At 59.5% G+C, this 16,537-nt stretch carries 19 protein-coding genes; 8 read left to right on the top strand and 11 right to left on the bottom strand.

The window, feature by feature from the left end; translation table 11 throughout:
- The first annotated feature begins 280 nt into the window (after nucleotides 1-280).
- Complete coding sequence (locus M5J09_RS08860) at nucleotides 281-1,435, top strand: glycoside hydrolase family 25 protein (protein WP_042533207.1); 1,155 nt, start codon at nucleotides 281-283, stop codon at nucleotides 1,433-1,435.
- Here M5J09_RS08860 and M5J09_RS08855 read toward each other — a convergent pair.
- Nucleotides 1,432-2,265, bottom strand: a complete 834-nt coding sequence (locus tag M5J09_RS08855; protein WP_042530523.1) for a spermidine synthase — start codon at nucleotides 2,263-2,265, stop codon at nucleotides 1,432-1,434. The genes M5J09_RS08860 and M5J09_RS08855 overlap by 4 nt on opposite strands.
- 94 nt (nucleotides 2,266-2,359) lie before the next feature.
- Here M5J09_RS08855 and mnmA point away from each other — a divergent pair, with 94 nt between their 5' ends.
- Both mnmA and M5J09_RS08845 read left to right on the top strand, forming a co-directional pair.
- Nucleotides 2,360-3,445, top strand: a complete 1,086-nt coding sequence (gene mnmA / locus M5J09_RS08850; RefSeq protein ID WP_070536664.1) for a tRNA 2-thiouridine(34) synthase MnmA — start codon at nucleotides 2,360-2,362, stop codon at nucleotides 3,443-3,445.
- A complete protein-coding gene (locus M5J09_RS08845; RefSeq protein ID WP_257157615.1) occupies nucleotides 3,446-4,354 on the top strand; it encodes a methionine synthase in 909 nt (302 codons plus the stop codon).
- Between the two features lie 8 nt (nucleotides 4,355-4,362).
- Here the strand turns inward: M5J09_RS08845 and M5J09_RS08840 are convergent, their stop codons facing one another.
- The 9 genes from M5J09_RS08840 to M5J09_RS08800 all read right to left on the bottom strand — a co-directional run bounded on the left by M5J09_RS08840 (nucleotide 4,363) and on the right by M5J09_RS08800 (nucleotide 10,391).
- Nucleotides 4,363-5,493, bottom strand: a complete 1,131-nt coding sequence (locus tag M5J09_RS08840; protein ID WP_257157614.1) for an ATP-binding protein — start codon at nucleotides 5,491-5,493, stop codon at nucleotides 4,363-4,365.
- Between the two features lie 71 nt (nucleotides 5,494-5,564).
- On the bottom strand, nucleotides 5,565-5,960 hold the full coding sequence (locus M5J09_RS08835) for a type II toxin-antitoxin system VapC family toxin (protein WP_257157613.1): 396 nt from the start codon (nucleotides 5,958-5,960) through the stop codon (nucleotides 5,565-5,567).
- Nucleotides 5,957-6,205, bottom strand: coding sequence for a hypothetical protein (locus tag M5J09_RS08830; protein ID WP_257157612.1), 249 nt, complete (start codon nucleotides 6,203-6,205; stop codon nucleotides 5,957-5,959). The genes M5J09_RS08835 and M5J09_RS08830 overlap by 4 nt, the downstream gene beginning before the upstream one ends.
- Nucleotides 6,206-6,462: 257 nt before the next feature.
- Nucleotides 6,463-7,059 carry a cadmium resistance transporter gene (locus tag M5J09_RS08825; RefSeq protein ID WP_257157611.1) on the bottom strand — a complete coding sequence of 199 codons (597 nt, stop codon included), beginning with the start codon at nucleotides 7,057-7,059 and terminating at the stop codon, nucleotides 6,463-6,465.
- Nucleotides 7,056-7,415, bottom strand: coding sequence for a helix-turn-helix transcriptional regulator (locus tag M5J09_RS08820; RefSeq protein ID WP_257157610.1), 360 nt, complete (start codon nucleotides 7,413-7,415; stop codon nucleotides 7,056-7,058). Before M5J09_RS08820 ends, M5J09_RS08825 begins: the two co-directional genes overlap by 4 nt.
- Nucleotides 7,416-7,845: 430 nt before the next feature.
- The gene (locus M5J09_RS08815; protein ID WP_257157609.1) at nucleotides 7,846-8,109 is read right to left on the bottom strand and encodes a hypothetical protein; all 264 of its coding nucleotides are present in this window, start codon (nucleotides 8,107-8,109) and stop codon (nucleotides 7,846-7,848) included.
- Nucleotides 8,110-8,118: 9 nt separating this feature from the next.
- Nucleotides 8,119-9,129: a serine hydrolase gene (locus M5J09_RS08810; RefSeq protein ID WP_257157608.1), complete on the bottom strand. Its 1,011-nt coding sequence runs from the start codon at nucleotides 9,127-9,129 to the stop codon at nucleotides 8,119-8,121.
- Nucleotides 9,129-9,656 carry a helix-turn-helix transcriptional regulator gene (locus M5J09_RS08805; RefSeq protein WP_257157607.1) on the bottom strand — a complete coding sequence of 176 codons (528 nt, stop codon included), beginning with the start codon at nucleotides 9,654-9,656 and terminating at the stop codon, nucleotides 9,129-9,131. The genes M5J09_RS08810 and M5J09_RS08805 overlap by 1 nt, the downstream gene beginning before the upstream one ends.
- A gap of 63 nt (nucleotides 9,657-9,719) precedes the next feature.
- A complete protein-coding gene (locus tag M5J09_RS08800) occupies nucleotides 9,720-10,391 on the bottom strand; it encodes a 3'-5' exonuclease (RefSeq protein ID WP_257157606.1) in 672 nt (223 codons plus the stop codon).
- 124 nt (nucleotides 10,392-10,515) lie between these two features.
- Between M5J09_RS08800 and M5J09_RS08795 the strand changes: the two genes are divergently transcribed.
- Genes M5J09_RS08795 through M5J09_RS08780 form a run of 4 tightly spaced genes read left to right on the top strand, consistent with a single transcriptional unit; the run spans nucleotide 10,516 to nucleotide 15,379 of the window.
- On the top strand, nucleotides 10,516-11,775 hold the full coding sequence (locus tag M5J09_RS08795; RefSeq protein ID WP_257157605.1) for an ATP-binding protein: 1,260 nt from the start codon (nucleotides 10,516-10,518) through the stop codon (nucleotides 11,773-11,775).
- Between the two features lie 54 nt (nucleotides 11,776-11,829).
- The gene (gene ligA, locus M5J09_RS08790; protein WP_257157604.1) at nucleotides 11,830-13,854 is read left to right on the top strand and encodes an NAD-dependent DNA ligase LigA; all 2,025 of its coding nucleotides are present in this window, start codon (nucleotides 11,830-11,832) and stop codon (nucleotides 13,852-13,854) included.
- Complete coding sequence (locus tag M5J09_RS08785) at nucleotides 13,851-14,621, top strand: HAD family hydrolase (RefSeq protein WP_257157603.1); 771 nt, start codon at nucleotides 13,851-13,853, stop codon at nucleotides 14,619-14,621. Before ligA ends, M5J09_RS08785 begins: the two co-directional genes overlap by 4 nt.
- Nucleotides 14,618-15,379: an HAD family hydrolase gene (locus tag M5J09_RS08780; RefSeq protein ID WP_257157602.1), complete on the top strand. Its 762-nt coding sequence runs from the start codon at nucleotides 14,618-14,620 to the stop codon at nucleotides 15,377-15,379. Before M5J09_RS08785 ends, M5J09_RS08780 begins: the two co-directional genes overlap by 4 nt.
- On the opposite strand, the gene M5J09_RS08775 is transcribed toward M5J09_RS08780, so the two are convergent.
- Complete coding sequence (locus M5J09_RS08775) at nucleotides 15,376-16,035, bottom strand: amino acid-binding ACT domain protein (RefSeq protein WP_257157601.1); 660 nt, start codon at nucleotides 16,033-16,035, stop codon at nucleotides 15,376-15,378. The two genes, M5J09_RS08780 and M5J09_RS08775, sit on opposite strands and share 4 nt — an antisense overlap.
- 199 nt (nucleotides 16,036-16,234) lie before the next feature.
- Here M5J09_RS08775 and gatC point away from each other — a divergent pair, with 199 nt between their 5' ends.
- On the top strand, nucleotides 16,235-16,537 hold the full coding sequence (gene gatC, locus M5J09_RS08770) for an Asp-tRNA(Asn)/Glu-tRNA(Gln) amidotransferase subunit GatC (RefSeq protein ID WP_042530563.1): 303 nt from the start codon (nucleotides 16,235-16,237) through the stop codon (nucleotides 16,535-16,537).

The raw sequence follows: 16,537 nt of genomic DNA, 5'->3' as shown, positions 1-16,537 counted from the left end.
CGATCGGATTAAAGGCCCGGCCGCTGGCCCCGACAAGGCCAGCTGCCCGGCCCTACCACCTAGTCGGAATCCAGCCCTACCACCGTTCCGCAACACCCCTACCAACAAGCCGCTCTCAGCAATCGCCTGCTGGGGTGGTGGCGATGTGAAGGGAAGTCTAACAGCGGTTGCTGTTGCTGGGGGCGGTGGACGGGAGTCGTGTTAAATGTGTGGCATAAGAGTTGAATGTTTCGCGTGTTGCTTCAGTGATGTATGTGATTGATTCGGTAGTGTGGCGCGCATGAGCCATGCACGTCGCCTTGTTACCGCCGCCGTTACCGCAGTAGCGGCCGTGGCATTGTCCGTATCCACTGCCGTCGCTATTCCGTCCTATGCGCCATCCGGTGTGGACGTTTCAGGAAACAATCACATGTCCCTGCGTGGAATCGACTGGGATGCCGTGAAGTCTGATGGACAGTCCTATGCCTTCGTCAAAGCTACCGAGGGCGTCGGATTCGTCAACAATCACTTTGTGCGCGATGCCAATGCTGCATCGGCCGCTGGGTTAAAGGTCGGCGCCTACCACTACGCGCGCCCAGCAGGGGATGCCAAGCAGCAGGCAGCCAGCTTCGCGTCCCAAATCGCGCTGGTGCCAACCCAGACTCTGCCGCCGGTGCTCGACATTGAGGTCGATGAGGGCCTGAGCGCCGCGCAGCTTGAGCAGTGGATTGACACCTTCATGACTGAGGTCAAGTCCCTGACAGGCCGCACCCCGATGCTGTATACCTACAAGTACTTCTGGATGGGGCAGATGGGGAATACCACGCGCTTCTCCGAGTACCCGCTGTGGCTGGCTGCCTACCAGGACACCGCACCGGACCCGGTCGGTGGCTGGGACAAACTGGCATTCTGGCAGCGCTCGGGTTCTGGCCGAGTGGCCGGCATTGAAACCGACGTCGACATGAACTTGTTCAACGGCACCGAGGCCCAGCTGCAGTCCTTCTCCGGTGGTAACTACATCGACTTCGGTGGCATCGTCGACGACTTGGTGGTGCCGGGCATCGACCTAGGCGATGACGCCGGCGTGCTCATCGCGGGCATTCTTGCCGTGGCCGCCGGCGCGATGGCGATCCCGGCCGTGGCTCAGGCTGCGCAGGACGCGGGCATCTCCATCGACCCGACCGAACTCATCGAGCAGGCGGAGAAGCTGCTGAAGACCGGCGCTATTAGCACCGGCGATCTGGACAAGCTGGCCAACCACGACGCCACCACCGGCGACTTGGCCCTGTTCCTCGATAACGCGGAGCACGTGCAGGACTTCGACTCGAATAACATTGACCAGCAGGACGTAGATACCGCCGCCGACGTGGCGCGCACCGCCGGTCACGGCGCGGGCGTCGAGGTGCCGGCGTTCGACTCCAAGCAGGTGGCGGACCTGCTTAACAACCTGCTTTAAAGAGCAGGCGTATCGCGACGCGGACTCGCGCCGCTGAAGAAGTGGCGCGTCCACGCCTCGTCGCGGTAGTGGGCGGGCACGGCCCCGCGCAATAGGGGTTTGGATATCGTGGCGGCTGCGGGGGAGCCGTCTGTGGGAAGCTCGGTATCTGAACCAATGAGGATGATGTTGCCGTAGCGCCGGCCCTTAAGCATGGGAGGATCGGCGATAACTGCGACGTGCTCAAAGACTTCTGCCATTCCGGCGAGCTCCGCCTTTGCGCCCTGCAGGTCGGGGTAGTCGCCGCAGTTAGCCACGTAAAGACCCCCGGAACTTAGGGTGGCGTGGGCGTGTTGGAAGAACTCTTTTGTGGTGAGGGATTCTGGCGTGACGGCGCCTGCGAAGACGTCGCGAATGATGACGTCGAAGCGGTGGGTTGGGAAGCCCTCAGTTACTGCTCGTGCCTCGCCGGCCCGGATTTTCACGCGGGGTGCCGAGGGGATATCGGCCAGCTCACGGATGAGCTCCGCCAGCTTTGCGTCGAGTTCGACGACGGTGTTGTGGGAATCTGGCCAAAGATCCGCGAAGTAGCGGGGAAGAGAACAGCCTCCGCCGCCCAAGTGCAGAAGGCGTTTGCCGGGCGCAAGGTGCTCTACCGCAGCAGCGATCCAGCGCATGTATTCAAACTCCAAGGCCCGCGGCTCATCGGGAACGAGGTGGGAGGAGGGCACGCCGTTGATGTTGAGGATGTAGGCGCCGTCGCGGAATGGATCTGGTTTGACCACAAGTTCTCCGGTGGAGATTTCATAGGTGCCGGCGATGGATTCTTCGGTGTTGCGTTTCCTACCCATAGTGTTCCCAAGCTTAGGGAATAGCTCGGTTTGGTGGGGTGTTGGGGTAGGAGACTAGCCTTGGTGGACGACACAGCAACGAGAAGGGGAGAGCATGCGAGTATTGGTAGCCATGTCCGGAGGCGTCGATTCCTCCGTGGCGGCCGCCCGAGCGGTAGAAGCAGGCCACGACGTCATTGGCGTGCACTTAGCCCTGCACAAGGACGCCCAGCAGACCCGGGAGAAGGCGCGTGGCTGCTGCTCCCTGGAGGATTCTGCCGACGCCCGCCGTATCTGCGATAAGCTTGGCATTCCTTTCTACGTGTGGGACTTCTCTGAGGAGTTCAAGGAAGCCGTCATCGGGGACTTCGTGGACTCCTACGCCCGCGGTGAGACCCCGAATCCCTGCCTGCGCTGCAATGAGAAGATCAAGTTCGCAGCACTCCTGCGCAAGGGCATGGCGCTGGGCTTCGATGCGGTGGCAACGGGCCACTACGCCACTATCGACGCCGACGGTTACATGCGCCGCTCCCTGGATGAGAACAAGGACCAGTCTTATGTGCTGGGTGTTATCACCAAGGAGGAGCTGGACCACTGCTTCTTCCCCATTGGCGATACTCCGAAGCCGCAGATCCGCGAGGAAGCGAAGCGCCACGGATTTTCTACTGCGTCCAAGCCTGATTCTTATGACATTTGTTTCATTCCGGACGGCAATACCCAGGCCTTCCTGGGTCGCTCCATTGGGCTGCGCCCGGGAATGATCGTGGATACGCAAGGCAATGAGCTCAAGGAGCACGATGGCGCGTGGAACTACACCATCGGCCAGCGCAAGGGGCTGGACATTAAAACGCCGACTGCCGACGGCTCCCCACGCTATGTCACCGACATCAACGCTGCCACCGGTACAGTCACCGTGGGTTCGCGCGCTGATCTCGCCGTGACGCGCATCGAGGCCGACCGCCTGAAGTACCTGCACCCGGCGATGGAAGGGGACTTCGACTGCGAGGTGCAGGTGCGCGCGCACGGCTCCGTCGTGCCCTGCCGCGCCCACGTGGACCGCGAGGCAGACCGCATGACACTGGAGCTGACCGAACCACTGTCCGGCGTGGCCCGCGGCCAAGCGGCGGTGCTCTACCTGCCGAGCCCGGATGAACTCGGCGATATTGTGCTGGGTTCCGGCACTATCTGCGGGACTGAATAGATGACTGGATTTGCGCTTGGCCCCATGCCTGGCACCTCCATCGCGGAGGCCGCGGACATCATCATGGGGGAGACGGAGCTTCCCGCCATTCCGCAGCTGCCGCAGCGCGGTCTGGGCTCAGATGCGGTGGGGCGCACGGCCAGCATGCTGGAGGCTTTGTCCATTGACCGCGGCCCGCGGTCGTGGCGCATGACGACGCGCCCGCAGCTTCTGACCCGTCGGACGTGGGACCGGTTGGAACGTGACCTCGACGAGGTCCAAGAGGTGTGGGGCGAGAGCGTGCCCCGCGTCAAGGTGCAAGCACTCGGTCCGTGGTCGCTCGCGGCGAGCATTGAGCTTTCCGACGGTCACCGCGTCCTCACCGATCGTGGTGCCTTTAACGAGCTTGCCGACGCCCTCCGCCACGGCCTCCACGCCCACGCCGACGACGTGGCGCGCCGTTTCCACGGGGAGGTCGTCGTACAACTCGACGAGCCCCTGCTCGCTGACATCGTGGCCGGGCGCATTCCGGGCACCACCGACTTCGACACCATTCCCGCCGTCCCGGACGAGGTCGCGCTCGACCTCCTACAGTCTTTTGACGTGGACTACCTCCATGCCCCGCCGCTGTGGTCTTTGGCGCCGGCCGCTCCCACGTTCCTCACGGATTTTCGCGGTCTAGACACCCCGCGCCACCTCGACGGCTTGGGCGAGCACCTCAACGCAGGGCAACGCATTGGTCTGGGCATCGAGGGTTCCGATGCCCGCGCGGAGGCCATCGCGCTGGCCCGCCACCTCGACCGCATTGGCATGCCGCGCGAGCTGCTCGTCGATAAATTCGACGTGTACCCAGTCGGGGCTTCCGCTAGCACTTTGCGCTCGGTATCTGAGACCGCCGATATCCTGGCTCGTGACGCCGGTGACCTTTAACCCAGCTTCTAATCGACTCGTCCCAGGCTGTCGGTAGAGGTGAAGTAGGCCTCCATATATGGGATGACGAATTGGAGCTGGCCGTGGGCGGTGGGTTCGATGAGATCGGCGTCGATAAGCCTTTGGCGCGTAGCCGATAGAGAGCGCACCGTCCGATCCTGGTGCGCGGCGATGTTCTTGATTTCCGCCGTGCCATCCTCCATGACCGCGCTCATCGCTTCGAGGAAGAGCCGTTGCGCCGGCGGGAGCGCCAGAGTGGCCGGCTGATGGACCTGGGCGCCGAGAACCGAGATGGCCTCGGCTGATACTGCCGTGACGTCGCGTTCCTCGATGCTGCTTCCACCTCCACGCTGCGCGCTGCCCCAGGCCAATGAACCGACGAGCTGCACGAGATAGGGATAGCCGCGGGAAAGGCGCACGGCAGCGGCGACCGCATCATCAGTGAATTCAAGCCCGGAGTGCGCGGCAGTCTCTGTGAAGGCCACGGTGGCGTTAGCAGGAGAGAGCGGGCCCAGAACAAACTTCTGGGCGCGGCGTAGAAAGGTCACTCCAGGCAAGTCCAGTAGGCGGTTAACGCCCTGCGGCAGGCCAGCGGCCACGATGGCAACGTCGAGCTCATCGCGCACGAGGTCCTGGTAGGTCACGGCCAGGGAGGTGAGGTCGTCTGCGTCCGCGTCCTGGACCTCGTCGATGGTGAGCAGTACGCCTGTGCCTTTGAGTAGCGCTAAAAGCTCGCGCAGGCGAGTGTTGAGCGTGGGTTTATAGGCCTCTTCGGTGTTGTGCTGAATGCCGATGGTTGCCAGGCCGCCAACACCGACGCGGTTGACCTTGTGCTTGTCTGCCGGGGCGAGCTTGTCCATGATGCGCGGGATGGTGGTATCGACAAGTTCTTCCACCATGGAGCTGCGTCCGGAGGCGCGCAACGTAATCCATCCGCGGCTCGAGGCGATATCTTCGAGTTCGTTCAGGAGCACCGTCTTACCAATACCGCGGGCGCCGCTGATGATGAGCGAGCGGCCGGGTGTTCCCGGCTGGGAGTCAAGGGCAGCCCGAAAGGTATCGAGCACTGCCGTGCGGCCAACCCAAAACAGTGGGGGCACGCCGAACGTGGGGCGGAAAGGATTCTCGTGCGGGGACATAATTGCATCCTAGCGCATTGGGAGATTTGGGAGACTTTTTAAAAGAAGGAGATTTGGGAGACTTTTGGCGTTTAAGGCAAGCTGTCCAAGTCAATCGAGTTGGGCCACGCGGTCATGAGGTGAGTGTCTCGACTGAGGAGAGGGGCTTCGAAGATGTTGGACACTGCTATATAGGCTGAATCATAAATGGAGAAGGTGTGTCGACGGCTCCACACATGGTTGGCGATGTCGCCTACGCTTATCAATTCAATGTTCAAGTCCATGACATCGTTGGCAAGAAGGCTTGCCGTAGCGCTGTCGATTGCTTCTGTCCGCTCCAATCTTTTCAACACGGTGAGGCATTCCAAGGGCATGTGACTCGGGGCAATAAAATCGAACGCGGGGTAAGCAGTGCTAAGTCGTTGAAGCGCATCTCGTTTCAAGAGAAACTCGATCGCTGCAGAGGCATCAATGACTAACAGTGTCATGAAGCGTCCCGTGCTTCACGTATTGCGGCCACCACGTCAAAGTCCTTCTTGAGTTCAATGGGTTCGCGCTGCGAGAGTTCCTCCAACTTCTCTTCTAAGGACGGGCGAGACGCGACCTTCTCAAGGGTCTCTCGCAGGTAGCTAGAGAGGGAAATGCCCTTACGGTCGGCGCGCATTTTGAGAATGTCGACGACGTCAGTATTGACATCACGGATTTGAACATTGGTTGTTTTGGGGCTTGTCATGCCCGCCATGATAGTGCATGCAATGTGCATGCACAATGGCTAAACTCTGCGATTCTTTGGCGCGCCGGCCTGCCAAGCCACCGCGCCGGCGCACAGAGCACATGTGGCGACGAGGCCGTACCACCAGAAGAAGTGGAGGCCGCCATACCAGAGCATGGTAAGTCCGATAACGGCGACAGCGAGGCTGCGGGTAGTTGTTGGGGTTTGAACCGAGAAGGGTGCGCCCAGTCGGGGCCGTTTGGAACGCTACCGCTACGTCATAGCCCGAAGGCTCCACCGCTGACGAGGATCACGATGCCGAGGCCGATGAGAACGATGGGAAAGAGGATGCCCTCCCAGCGTTCGAGCACTTCCGCGATCGGGGGGCGGGTGGCGACGAACTTTGCCAGGGCCACTAGGACCGTAACGAGCGCGAGGAAGATAACACAGTAGGCGACTACTGCGAGAGGTTCCACGCTGAGGAATACAGGGGTGTAGACGCCAATGTTGTCGCCACCGTTGGCAAAGGTGACGCCTGCGACTGTCCCCACGCCTACCTTCTTGCCGGCAACCTTGGCCTCGTCGTCGTCATCGTCTCCGCGCCAGGCTTGCCATGCAGCCCAGAGGCCGAGGCCCAGCGGGATGAGGCCGAAGTACGGGATGGCTGTCGAGGGCAGGAATGCTCCGGCGCCCATGGTCACCAGAACCGCGGCACCGAGGATGCCGGCGAATCCGAGGTACTGGCCGGCCAGAATGCGGGCGGTAGTGCCGCGCTGGCCTGCCCCTCGCGCGAAGAAGAGGGAAAGCACGATGATGTCGTCGATGTTGGTAGCTGCAAACAGGCCGATCGCCTGCAAGACCGAGGTGAGGATCATGCGTCCTCCCCAGCTGCGTAGCACCCGGGAAGCGAGCAGGCGGGATCGATGCACGGGGCGTCTTCGTCTACTGCCAAGGTGGCATCGACCAATGTGGTCAGCGCCTGCGCCAGGTGCGGATCGGCGATCTCGTATCGTGTCCGACGCCCCTCGGGCTCGGAGACGACAATCCCACAATCGCGCAAGCATGCCAGGTGATTGGACACGTTCGAGCGTGTCAGGTTCAGATCTCGGGACAGTTCCGCCGGGTAAGCGGGATGGTCGAGCAGGGTCAAGATGATCCGGGATCGAGTGGGGTCGGCCAGTGCACGACCCAGGCGGTTCATCACGTCGAGACGCGAAGCAATAGTCAGCATGCGCTGAACTATACAGCGATCGCTGAACTAGTCAAATTCCTGGTAGCGGTGCAGCTGGGTGCTACTCAAGAGACAGTGGAAGTAGCAGAGATGGCAGAGATTCCGGCAAAGTTACGAAAACAGAGTCGCTAGCTCGAGATTCAACTTGCGCACGAGCCTGGCGTAGTTCGCGAGATTCGTTTTTAGGCCCCAAGCAACTACCCGAACGGGACAAAACTCGATGACCTCATCATCTTGAACTGGGAAGGCTCGAACAAACTTATCGACCTCATCCGCAGCCTTGACTCGAGTCCCGTTTGTAGCGGGGACATTTCAGGGTCCGACGACGGTTCGCGCCGCCAGCGCGCTTCTGAAGGGTGGCAGTTACGGTGGGGGCGACGTTATGGATGCGGTGAGAGGGAGCAGTCATAACGTCAGTTTGCGGGAGGACTTAGATTGTGTTTGCGGGCTTCGAGTCCATAGCCCGCCAAGCCACCGCTCCGGCGTACGTAGCACATGCGGCGACGAGGCCATACCACCAGAAGAAGTGGAGGCCGTCATACCAGGGCAAGGTATAACCGATGAACACAATGACAAGGGCTGTAATCGCTACAGAAATAGCGCGGTAGACCGTCTTTCCTGGGGTGGTAAATGCCTTCCATGCGGACCACAGGAGGGAGGCGATGATAATGATCATGCTGATGGTGAGGAACATGGTTTCTCCTTAGGATGCGAGCTCGTCGAATAGTGATTGGGCTAGGTCTTTGGTGCCGGCGGGTGAATCGTTGTTGGCGAAAGTAGCGCGTTTGGTGTCCGGATCGATGATGAGCATTGTGGAATAGCCAGAAGTGCCGCCGTCGTGCCAGAAACCTGGGCCGTCTTCGTTAGGAACCCAGCCGTATTCTGTATCGCCGTTATCCATAAACCACTCGGCGAACTTGGCCATGTCACTTGCCGTGGAGCGGATAGCGCCCGCGGGTGCGGAGCCGTCCTCCTCCCAAGGCTCGGCGTGGCGGCCGGTGTTGGTAAGTCCCTGTGGGGCGTCGTCGGGCACGGAGCCCGGCGTCATGAGATAGGTTTCGGTCATTTCTGCAGGCTCGAAGATGCGTTCTTTGAGCATCTGCTCATAAGGCTGCCCGGCAACGGTCTCCACCACGTGGCCCAGGAGCCCATAGCCAAGATTGGAATAGGATTCTTCGCCGCGGTTCTTCAGCTCGGCGTTCGTGGCGGCAGCCATGATGTCATCTACGGTCTCGCCTTCATAGGGGTTCGAACCGGTGACACCCGAGACGAGACTGCTGAGGAGGTCCGTGCTCGCTAGTCGCGGTAGACCCGAGGTGTGGTCGAGCAATTCCTGGGCGGTGACGTCAGCGACGGGTGCATCGCCTACATCGAGGACCTCGCCCACAGTGGTATCAGGTTGCAACTTTCCTTCTTCGACGAGCTGGTGGGCCAGTTCGCCGGTGAACATCTTGGTGACGGAGCCGATTTCGACTTCAGTGTGCTCGTCGCTGCCCAGTCCCGCGAAGGTGGCCTTGCCGTCTTGGAGGGTGAAGGCGGTGAGGTTGTGGAAACCGGATTCGGAGTGCTTTTCCAGCTGGGTTGCTAGGGATTCGTCGCCAGTTTTGTCTTGTGCCAGAGCAATTCTTTGTGGTCCTACAACGAGGAGGACGGCGGCAACAGCAATGAAGGTGATGATAGATAGGGCAATCTTGGATACGGCACGGTTGTTCATTAGTGGTCCTCACTTGCAGTAATGATGGTGAGAAGGGGAATAACTCGGGCGGGGCGGATGGAATATTCGCCACCAGACTTGGTGGTCCAGCCGGCATGGGTCAGTGCACTCAAGTGGTGATAGGCGGTGCCGGTGGAGGAGACGATGTTTTCTTCGACAAGCTCGGCGGCCGTCGCGGGTGCGGCGAGGAGGCGGCGAAGGATCTCACCACGGACGGGATGGGCGAGCGCGGAGAGGCGTTCGAGATTTTCTGTCCACGCCTCGTCGCTGACGAAGTTGGTGGGGCGTTGCCATTGGTAGGCATAAGTGCGCTTGCCCACGTTTATGTTGCCGCCGAAGATGACGGAGCCATCGGGAAGCTGATCGTTGGGCGCGAGGGCGTCAACGAGCCAGTAGGTCGAATCTTCTGTGGTTGGTTGGGTAGAGGCCGGTGAAGCGGGGTCGGTGTTTTCGGCGCTGGCGCGTCCCTCAAGCGCGGCGACGCGCGCTTCAAGCTCGGCGAGGCGAGCTTCAACTGTCGTTTCCATAGTTTCTAGAATTCCACAATTCTAGAAACATAGCAAGGGTTCTAGGCAGACAGGGCGTGGGAATTAGGAGATCATCGGCCACGCGGTGGAGACATTCGAGGCGTCTCGCCCACGGCCCTCCAGGTACTTCTTGAAGGACTCGCGGTCCTTGTACCACTCCACGGCCTGGTACTCCATGAGCTCGTTGGTATCCATCTGAGCTAACTCGGGGAAGTGCTGACGCACCTGCTTCCAGGCCACGCGGGCGGCCGCGAGGGCGTCGGCAGTTGCCTCATGTGCGTTGCTCAACTCCACGCCGTAGTGTGCGGACACCTCTCCCAAGGTGCGCTTGCCCTTGCGCCACTTGTCTTTGACGCGATCGATGACGAAAGGATCGAACACCGGACCGTTCACCGTGAAGTCCCCGGTCAGCGCGCGTAGCACGGATAGGTCGTAGGCGGCGTTGTAGACAATGAGGGTCAGACCATCGTCCCAGGCCTGATAGATGGCGTCGACCGTTTCCTTGAGCACGTCCTCATGCGGGCGGCCTTCCGCACGGGCCTTTTCCGTGGTGATGCCGTGAATCTTTGCGGCCTCTTCGGGGATTTCCACGCCTGGGTCGGCGAGCATCTCCTGGCTATTGACGTCGCGCCCATCGATGCGCACCAGGGCAGAGGTGACGATGCGGGCTTCTTTAGGGTTCACGGAGGTGGTCTCGAGGTCGAAGGAGAGCATGCGGGTGGCATCGAAGTTCATGGACAACACTCTAGCGCCCGGCTCGGACATGCACTGTGGAAGTGCTGCAGAATGACGGACGAACTACTGCAGAATGACGGACGAAGTCTTGCAGAATGACCAACTGTAGCTAGAATGCTATTTTATGGAACGTTATATTAGGCGCGGTATGGAGGGGTTTGCTCGAGAGGCGTTGGGCTTTTCCCCGGTTGTGCACGTCACAGGTGCTCGGCAGGTGGGAAAATCGACGCTGACGCAGCATCTCGGTTTTGATCGTGCTGTATATGTAACGCTGGATGACCCCGCAGCTTTTTCATTGGCAGAAGAAGATCCGATGACCTTTGTCCAGCAGGGTGGCGATGGAACGTTGATTATTGATGAGATTCAGCGGCTCCCGGAGCTCACTCTGCCGTTGAAGGCTGAGGTTGATAGAGACCGCCGGCCAGGTCGCTTTGTCATTACTGGTTCATCTGACTTTGCTCGGGGGATAGGAAGGAAGGATTCGCTAGCGGGAAGAATCATCGATCTCCATCTGCATCCGCTGAGCCAGCAAGAAATCTGCGAAACAGTAGGCGACGGAGCCTTTGTAGATAGGATTGATGATCTTATCGGTTTACCTGCGCGTTCTACTCCTGAGGAATACGTAGACCGGGCTAGCCTTGTTGACAAGGTGCTCAAGGGTGGTTACCCAGTAGCGCTTGAACTAAACGATCGGATGCGCCGAGCCTGGTTCGATTCGTATGTATCGCATGTGACTGTGGTTGAGGAAACGCTTTCCCGGGAAAGCGCACAGCCGGGAAGGCTGCAATCATTGTTGCGTTTACTTGCAGCGCATCAGGCAGGGGAGTTGGTTCCGGCAAAGCTTGCGCGTGAAGCGGAAATCCCAGCATCCACTGTCCGCTCGTACCTTGATACTTTGTCAAGGTTATTTCTTTCCTCACATGTGAAGGCGTGGAAATCGAATCTGACGTCGAGGGAAATTTCCAAGCCTAAAAGCTGGGTCACTGACTCCGGTTTGGCTTCATGGCTAGCGGGGCAAACTCGAGACATTCTTCTGGACCCTCTAGCCCAGTCCCACTTGGGGCATGTGGTGGAAGGGTTTGTGATCCAAGAGCTTTCTGCCCAGCAAGGGTGGGCAGAAAGCGAGCATCAGCTTTTTCATTGGCGTGATAGTACAGGGATGGAAGTGGATATTGTCATCGAATTCGCTGACAACTCCATCGCTGCACTCGAGGTCAAATCCGGGGCAACCGTGAAAGCAGGGCAGGTTCGGCATGTGCGCACACTGAGCGAAAAATTAGGTTCGCGATTTCGCGGAGGATTTGTTGTGGCACCTATTCCTCACGTGCAGCCCTTAGGCGAAAAATTACGTGCGCTTCCGATATCATATCTGTGGCGTAAATAGGATGTTTGGGCAGGTCACGTACCATGTCCAGTTGCCCCGCTACACTGGTTAACCGTGAGTGATGCAGTAGATATCCAACGCGAATGGTCAGAGCTTGCCCAGGAAGTGCGCAAGCACCGCGAGCTGTACTACAACGGTGAGCCGTCGATCCCGGACGCGGATTTTGACGCGCTCTTTCAGCGCTTGTTGAAACTGGAGACCGAGCACCCAGAGCTTCAGACTCCAGATTCTCCGACGCAGCAAGTTGGTGCTGCGCCGGAAGGTGCCGTAGACATCGAGCACCTTGAGCGCCTGTATAGCTTGGACAATGTCTTTAGCGCTGATGAGTTGCAGGACTGGTTGGACCGTACCCCAGCAGAGGCATATCTCACTGAGCTGAAGATTGACGGTTTGTCCATCGATCTGGTCTATCGGGACGGCAAGCTCGTCACCGCGGCCACGCGTGGTGACGGCCGCATGGGTGAGGACATCACAGCGAATGCGCGAGTTATTCCGGATATCCCGCAGGAGCTGACCGGAACGGAAGAATACCCGGTCCCGTCACTGGTAGAAGTCCGCGGTGAGGTCTACATGCGCCCAGATGAGTTTGAAGAGATCAATTCCGCGCGCCGCGAAGATGGCAAACCCACGTTTGCCAACCCGCGCAACGCGGCCGCAGGTGGTTTGCGCATGAAGAACCCGGAAGACGTGAAAAAACGCCGCCTTCACATGGTCTGCCACGGCATCGGTGCGCGCGAAGGCTTTGAACCTTCCTCGCAACACGATGCTTACCTGGCACTAGAAGCGTGGGGATTCCCCGTTTCGCCGTACACCAAGCGCGTGACCAGCGCCAAGGAAGTCCAGGAGCAGGTTGCACATTGGGCTGAGCACCGCCATGACGCCTATTTCGAAATGGATGGCCTTGTGGTCAAGGTTGATGACTTGGCCAGCCAACGCGCGCTGGGAGCAACCTCACGTGCGCCACGCTGGGCTATTGCATACAAGTACCCGCCGGAAGAGGTCACCACCAAACTGCTCAACATTGAGGTTGGCGTCGGCCGCACGGGCCGAGTGACACCTTTTGCCATTATGGAGCCGGTGTTTGTGTCCGGCTCAACGGTCTCCATGGCCACCCTGCACAACCAGTTCGAGGTCAAGAACAAGAACGTCCTCATCGGGGACACCATCATCATCCGCAAGGCCGGAGAAATTATCCCAGAGGTACTTGGTCCGGTACTGGATAAGCGCGATGGCAGCGAGACCGAGTGGGTCTTTCCTGAGAACTGCCCTGCCTGTGGAACTAAGCTGGCTCCGCAGAAGGAAGGCGACCAAGACTGGCGTTGCCCTAATACACGCAGTTGTCCCGCACAGCTCTCGGCCCGCCTGGAGTACTTAGCCTCCCGCATGGCGCTCGATATCGGTGAATTAGGGGAGAAGGCAGCTGCAGATCTTATTGCCTCCGGCGTACTCAAGGACGAAGCGGATCTCTTTGACCTTGATGAGGATGCGCTGCTGAAGTCTTCTACGTACACGACGAAGAGCGGCAACCTCAATGCCTCGGGTAGGAAGCTGCTGGAGAACCTCAAAACTGCGCGCGACACCGACTTCTGGCGCGTGCTCGTGGCTCTTTCCATTCGGCACGTTGGCCCCATTGCAGCCCGTGCGCTGGCAACGCGATTCGGTTCCATGGAAGCCCTGCGGGCAGCATCGGTGGAAGAGCTTGCTGACACCGATGGGGTCGGCGGCATCATTGCTGAGTCCTTTAAGGCCTGGTTTGAGGAGGACTGGCACGACAACATCGTGCAGAAGTGGACCGCAGCAGGCGTGACGATGGCGGATGAAGTCAGTGACAAGCCCGAGCAAACTCTGGAGGGGCTCACCGTGGTGGTCACCGGCACGCTAGAGAACTTCACCCGTGATTCCGCCAAAGAGGCCATCATCACCCGTGGTGGTAAGGCTTCTGGTTCGGTGTCGAAGAAGACCAGCTGCGTCGTTGTGGGCGAGAATGCCGGCTCGAAAGAACAGAAAGCTCGGGACCTGGGTCTGACCATCCTCGATGAGGCCGGCTTCGAGCGCCTTTTGGAGACTGGCGAGGCATGAAGCTAGCCGCCTTCGACCTTGATGGCACCATTTATTTCGATGGGCACATGCCGGAGGATGTTCCCGCGGCCATTGCGGATTGGCGGGCAGCGGGTAACCTTGCCGTCGTGGCCACAGGCAAATCTCCCTGGGCTATGCGGCGAGCTCTGGCGCCTTTTGGTGTCGAGTTCGACTACTACCTCTTGTGCAATGGCACCGTCATCCTCGACGGCAAGCAGCAGCTTCTCTATGAGAACCATGTGCCGCCGGAGGCTGTGCGAGCGGTGTACGAGTACGTGCGGGATATTCCGGATTTAGACCTCTACTGCACGCGTCTCGATGGCCCCGACGGTCACCTTGTACGCAACGTTGATGGAGTACACAACCCCATCATCACGGATCCGGTACCCATCCCACCGGCTGCGATTGAGCAGGAAGTCTTTCCCCTCGTGGCAGCATGGACGCCCGGCGATGAAGAACTGCAGCGCAAGATCGCTTCGTGGGTGACCGCCCGCTTTGACGTCGGTACGGCCATGAACCGCAACTTCTTTGACATCACCCCACCTGCCCACGACAAGGGCTTTGCCTTGACCTGGCTACTGGATTACCTCGCACTTGACCGAGCGGATGTTGAGGTCATCACATTGGGCGATGGTCACAATGACCTGCCCATGCATGCGGTTGCTGACGTCCCCCTCACTTTCCCCTGGGCGCATGACGCCGTCCGCGAGGCCTGTCATGACATCGTCGACTCCGCTGTGGATGGGATACTAAGGTATTCACCATGAAGATCGCGGCTTTGGATATGGACGGCACCGTCTACGTCGATGAAAACATCACCGACGCCGTAAAGGAAGCGATTGCCGCTTGGCGCGACGCCGGAAACCTTGCGGTTTCCGCGACTGGTAAGTCTATTGCTAATGCGCGTGGCACCCTGGAGCCCTTCGGGGTCGAGTTGGACTATCACGTCCTCTATAACGGCACAGTGCTTGCTGACGGCAACTATTCAGTCCTGCATGAGGAACATTTGTCCGCGGATACCGTCCGCGCCATCACAGAGCGTTTTACCGGCAAGCCGCTCAATATCTATATCACAGGCTTGACTGGTCCCGATAGGATTGTGTGGGACGGCTTGGCGGGCCAGGAGTCGTCGATGGTGACAGGGGCGCAGCCGGTGGAGCTGGGGGACGTCGTCAAGCGTGAGACCGTACTCATGTCCCTGTGGATTCCAGGCGATGCTGCGTTGCGCCGCGAAGTCGATGAGTGGGTCCGCGCGAACTTCGACGTTGAATCTTCCTTCAACTGCGATTTCTATGACATCATGCCGCCAGGCCACAACAAAGGTGAGGGCTTAATGCGTCTGAGGGAACGCCTGGGGCTTTCCGACGTCCCCCTCTACACCTTCGGGGATAGCTTCAACGACCTGTCCATGCACGCCATAGCGACTGAATCCTTCAGTTTCCCGCACGGGGAAATAAGCGGCCACGTGGACCACATCGTGCCGGACGTGGCCGCTGGACTGAATCGCTTACTCGCTAACTCCTAGGTGAGGAAGGCGCCCAGGATGGCGCCCAAATCGCCGAGGTGCTCAACCTCAGAAGCTAAGTAATCAGGACCGCCGACGCGTCCCATCACCACAACATATTTCGTGCCGACGAGGGGAGCGGCGGCTAAAGCGGAATCGAGTAGTGTCCACGACTCCGGCATCCACGTATCTTTTTCTGGGTGGAGTATGCGGGCCGTGTCGATGTGGAGGTCGGTGGGGATCGTGCCGTCGTCGGCAGGCGCGGCGTCAGACGCAGCAATGCGCTTGATGGGATCCTCATTAGTGATGACGATTGCCCAGTTTGAGGTCAAGGCCTTCGGGATAGCGGCACACACCTCTTCCATTGCGGCTGTGACACTGCGGCGGGAGGCAACCTTGGCTAGTAGATGAATCTGGCCGCGGCGATCGACACGCCCACTGAAAGGGCGGATGGAGTCAATCTCTACACCATCAACCGTCTGCGCGGCCGTAATGATTTCATCTGCCATGGTGGTTTTAGGCAGGTCCAGCACGATGTCATCCCTGACGGTTCCGTCGGGGAAGTTTTCCACGATGTCCACAGAGCGAATATCGGCCTCGATTTCTCCTAAAGCATTGGCTAAGAAGCCGAGGCTGCCAGGGGTGTCGGGGAGAAGGACACGGACGAGGTACGACATTTCTTTTCCTAAGGACGGGTCTGTGAGGCGGGATTAATAGGTTTACCTAACGTGACCTATGGTACACAACCGGGCGAATACTATTCAATGGGTGCCATGCTTTACACAGGGAGGAGTGGTGGTGGCGGCGCACAAGGCGTGCAGTACCATGGGGGCTTAGCTAGTAACCGTCTCGATGAATAATAAGGATGGAGTTCGCGTGTCTGATATTTCGCGTGACGAAGTCGCGCACCTGGCAAAGCTGTCGCGACTGGCCCTGAGCGAGGAAGAACTGCAGCAGTTCGCCACTCAGATTGATGAGATTGTGGACTCTGTGTCCGCGGTAGGCAAGGTCGATGCAGAGGGCGTGGAGCCGATGTCGCACCCGCACTCCGTGGTCGCGCCGATGCGTGAGGATGTCATCGTCCGCACGCTCACCGCCGAGCAGGCCCTGGATCAGGCCCCGGCATCCGAGGATGACCGCTTCATGGTTCCGCAGATTCTGGGTGGAGGAGACGAATAA

The organism is Corynebacterium sp. BF-R-2 (assembly GCF_024586525.1).
GTDB lineage: Bacteria > Actinomycetota > Actinomycetes > Mycobacteriales > Mycobacteriaceae > Corynebacterium > Corynebacterium singulare.
Note: the sequence above shows the minus strand (reverse complement) of the source record. Positions and strands in the feature narration are given on the sequence as shown.

Coding starts and splice junctions, on each gene's coding strand:
- M5J09_RS08795 (WP_257157605.1), top strand. CDS start 10,516: ATGGAACGTTATATTAGGCGCGGTATGGAGGGGTTTGCTCGAGAGGCG.
- M5J09_RS08775 (WP_257157601.1), bottom strand. CDS start 16,035: ATGTCGTACCTCGTCCGTGTCCTTCTCCCCGACACCCCTGGCAGCCTC.
- M5J09_RS08860 (WP_042533207.1), top strand. CDS start 281: ATGAGCCATGCACGTCGCCTTGTTACCGCCGCCGTTACCGCAGTAGCG.
- M5J09_RS08855 (WP_042530523.1), bottom strand. CDS start 2,265: ATGGGTAGGAAACGCAACACCGAAGAATCCATCGCCGGCACCTATGAA.
- M5J09_RS08835 (WP_257157613.1), bottom strand. CDS start 5,960: ATGACACTGTTAGTCATTGATGCCTCTGCAGCGATCGAGTTTCTCTTG.
- M5J09_RS08780 (WP_257157602.1), top strand. CDS start 14,618: ATGAAGATCGCGGCTTTGGATATGGACGGCACCGTCTACGTCGATGAA.
- M5J09_RS08800 (WP_257157606.1), bottom strand. CDS start 10,391: ATGAACTTCGATGCCACCCGCATGCTCTCCTTCGACCTCGAGACCACC.
- M5J09_RS08815 (WP_257157609.1), bottom strand. CDS start 8,109: ATGTTCCTCACCATCAGCATGATCATTATCATCGCCTCCCTCCTGTGG.
- mnmA (WP_070536664.1), top strand. CDS start 2,360: ATGCGAGTATTGGTAGCCATGTCCGGAGGCGTCGATTCCTCCGTGGCG.
- M5J09_RS08840 (WP_257157614.1), bottom strand. CDS start 5,493: ATGTCCCCGCACGAGAATCCTTTCCGCCCCACGTTCGGCGTGCCCCCA.
- M5J09_RS08785 (WP_257157603.1), top strand. CDS start 13,851: ATGAAGCTAGCCGCCTTCGACCTTGATGGCACCATTTATTTCGATGGG.
- M5J09_RS08820 (WP_257157610.1), bottom strand. CDS start 7,415: ATGCTGACTATTGCTTCGCGTCTCGACGTGATGAACCGCCTGGGTCGT.
- M5J09_RS08805 (WP_257157607.1), bottom strand. CDS start 9,656: ATGGAAACGACAGTTGAAGCTCGCCTCGCCGAGCTTGAAGCGCGCGTC.
- M5J09_RS08845 (WP_257157615.1), top strand. CDS start 3,446: ATGACTGGATTTGCGCTTGGCCCCATGCCTGGCACCTCCATCGCGGAG.
- M5J09_RS08825 (WP_257157611.1), bottom strand. CDS start 7,059: ATGATCCTCACCTCGGTCTTGCAGGCGATCGGCCTGTTTGCAGCTACC.
- M5J09_RS08810 (WP_257157608.1), bottom strand. CDS start 9,129: ATGAACAACCGTGCCGTATCCAAGATTGCCCTATCTATCATCACCTTC.
- M5J09_RS08830 (WP_257157612.1), bottom strand. CDS start 6,205: ATGACAAGCCCCAAAACAACCAATGTTCAAATCCGTGATGTCAATACT.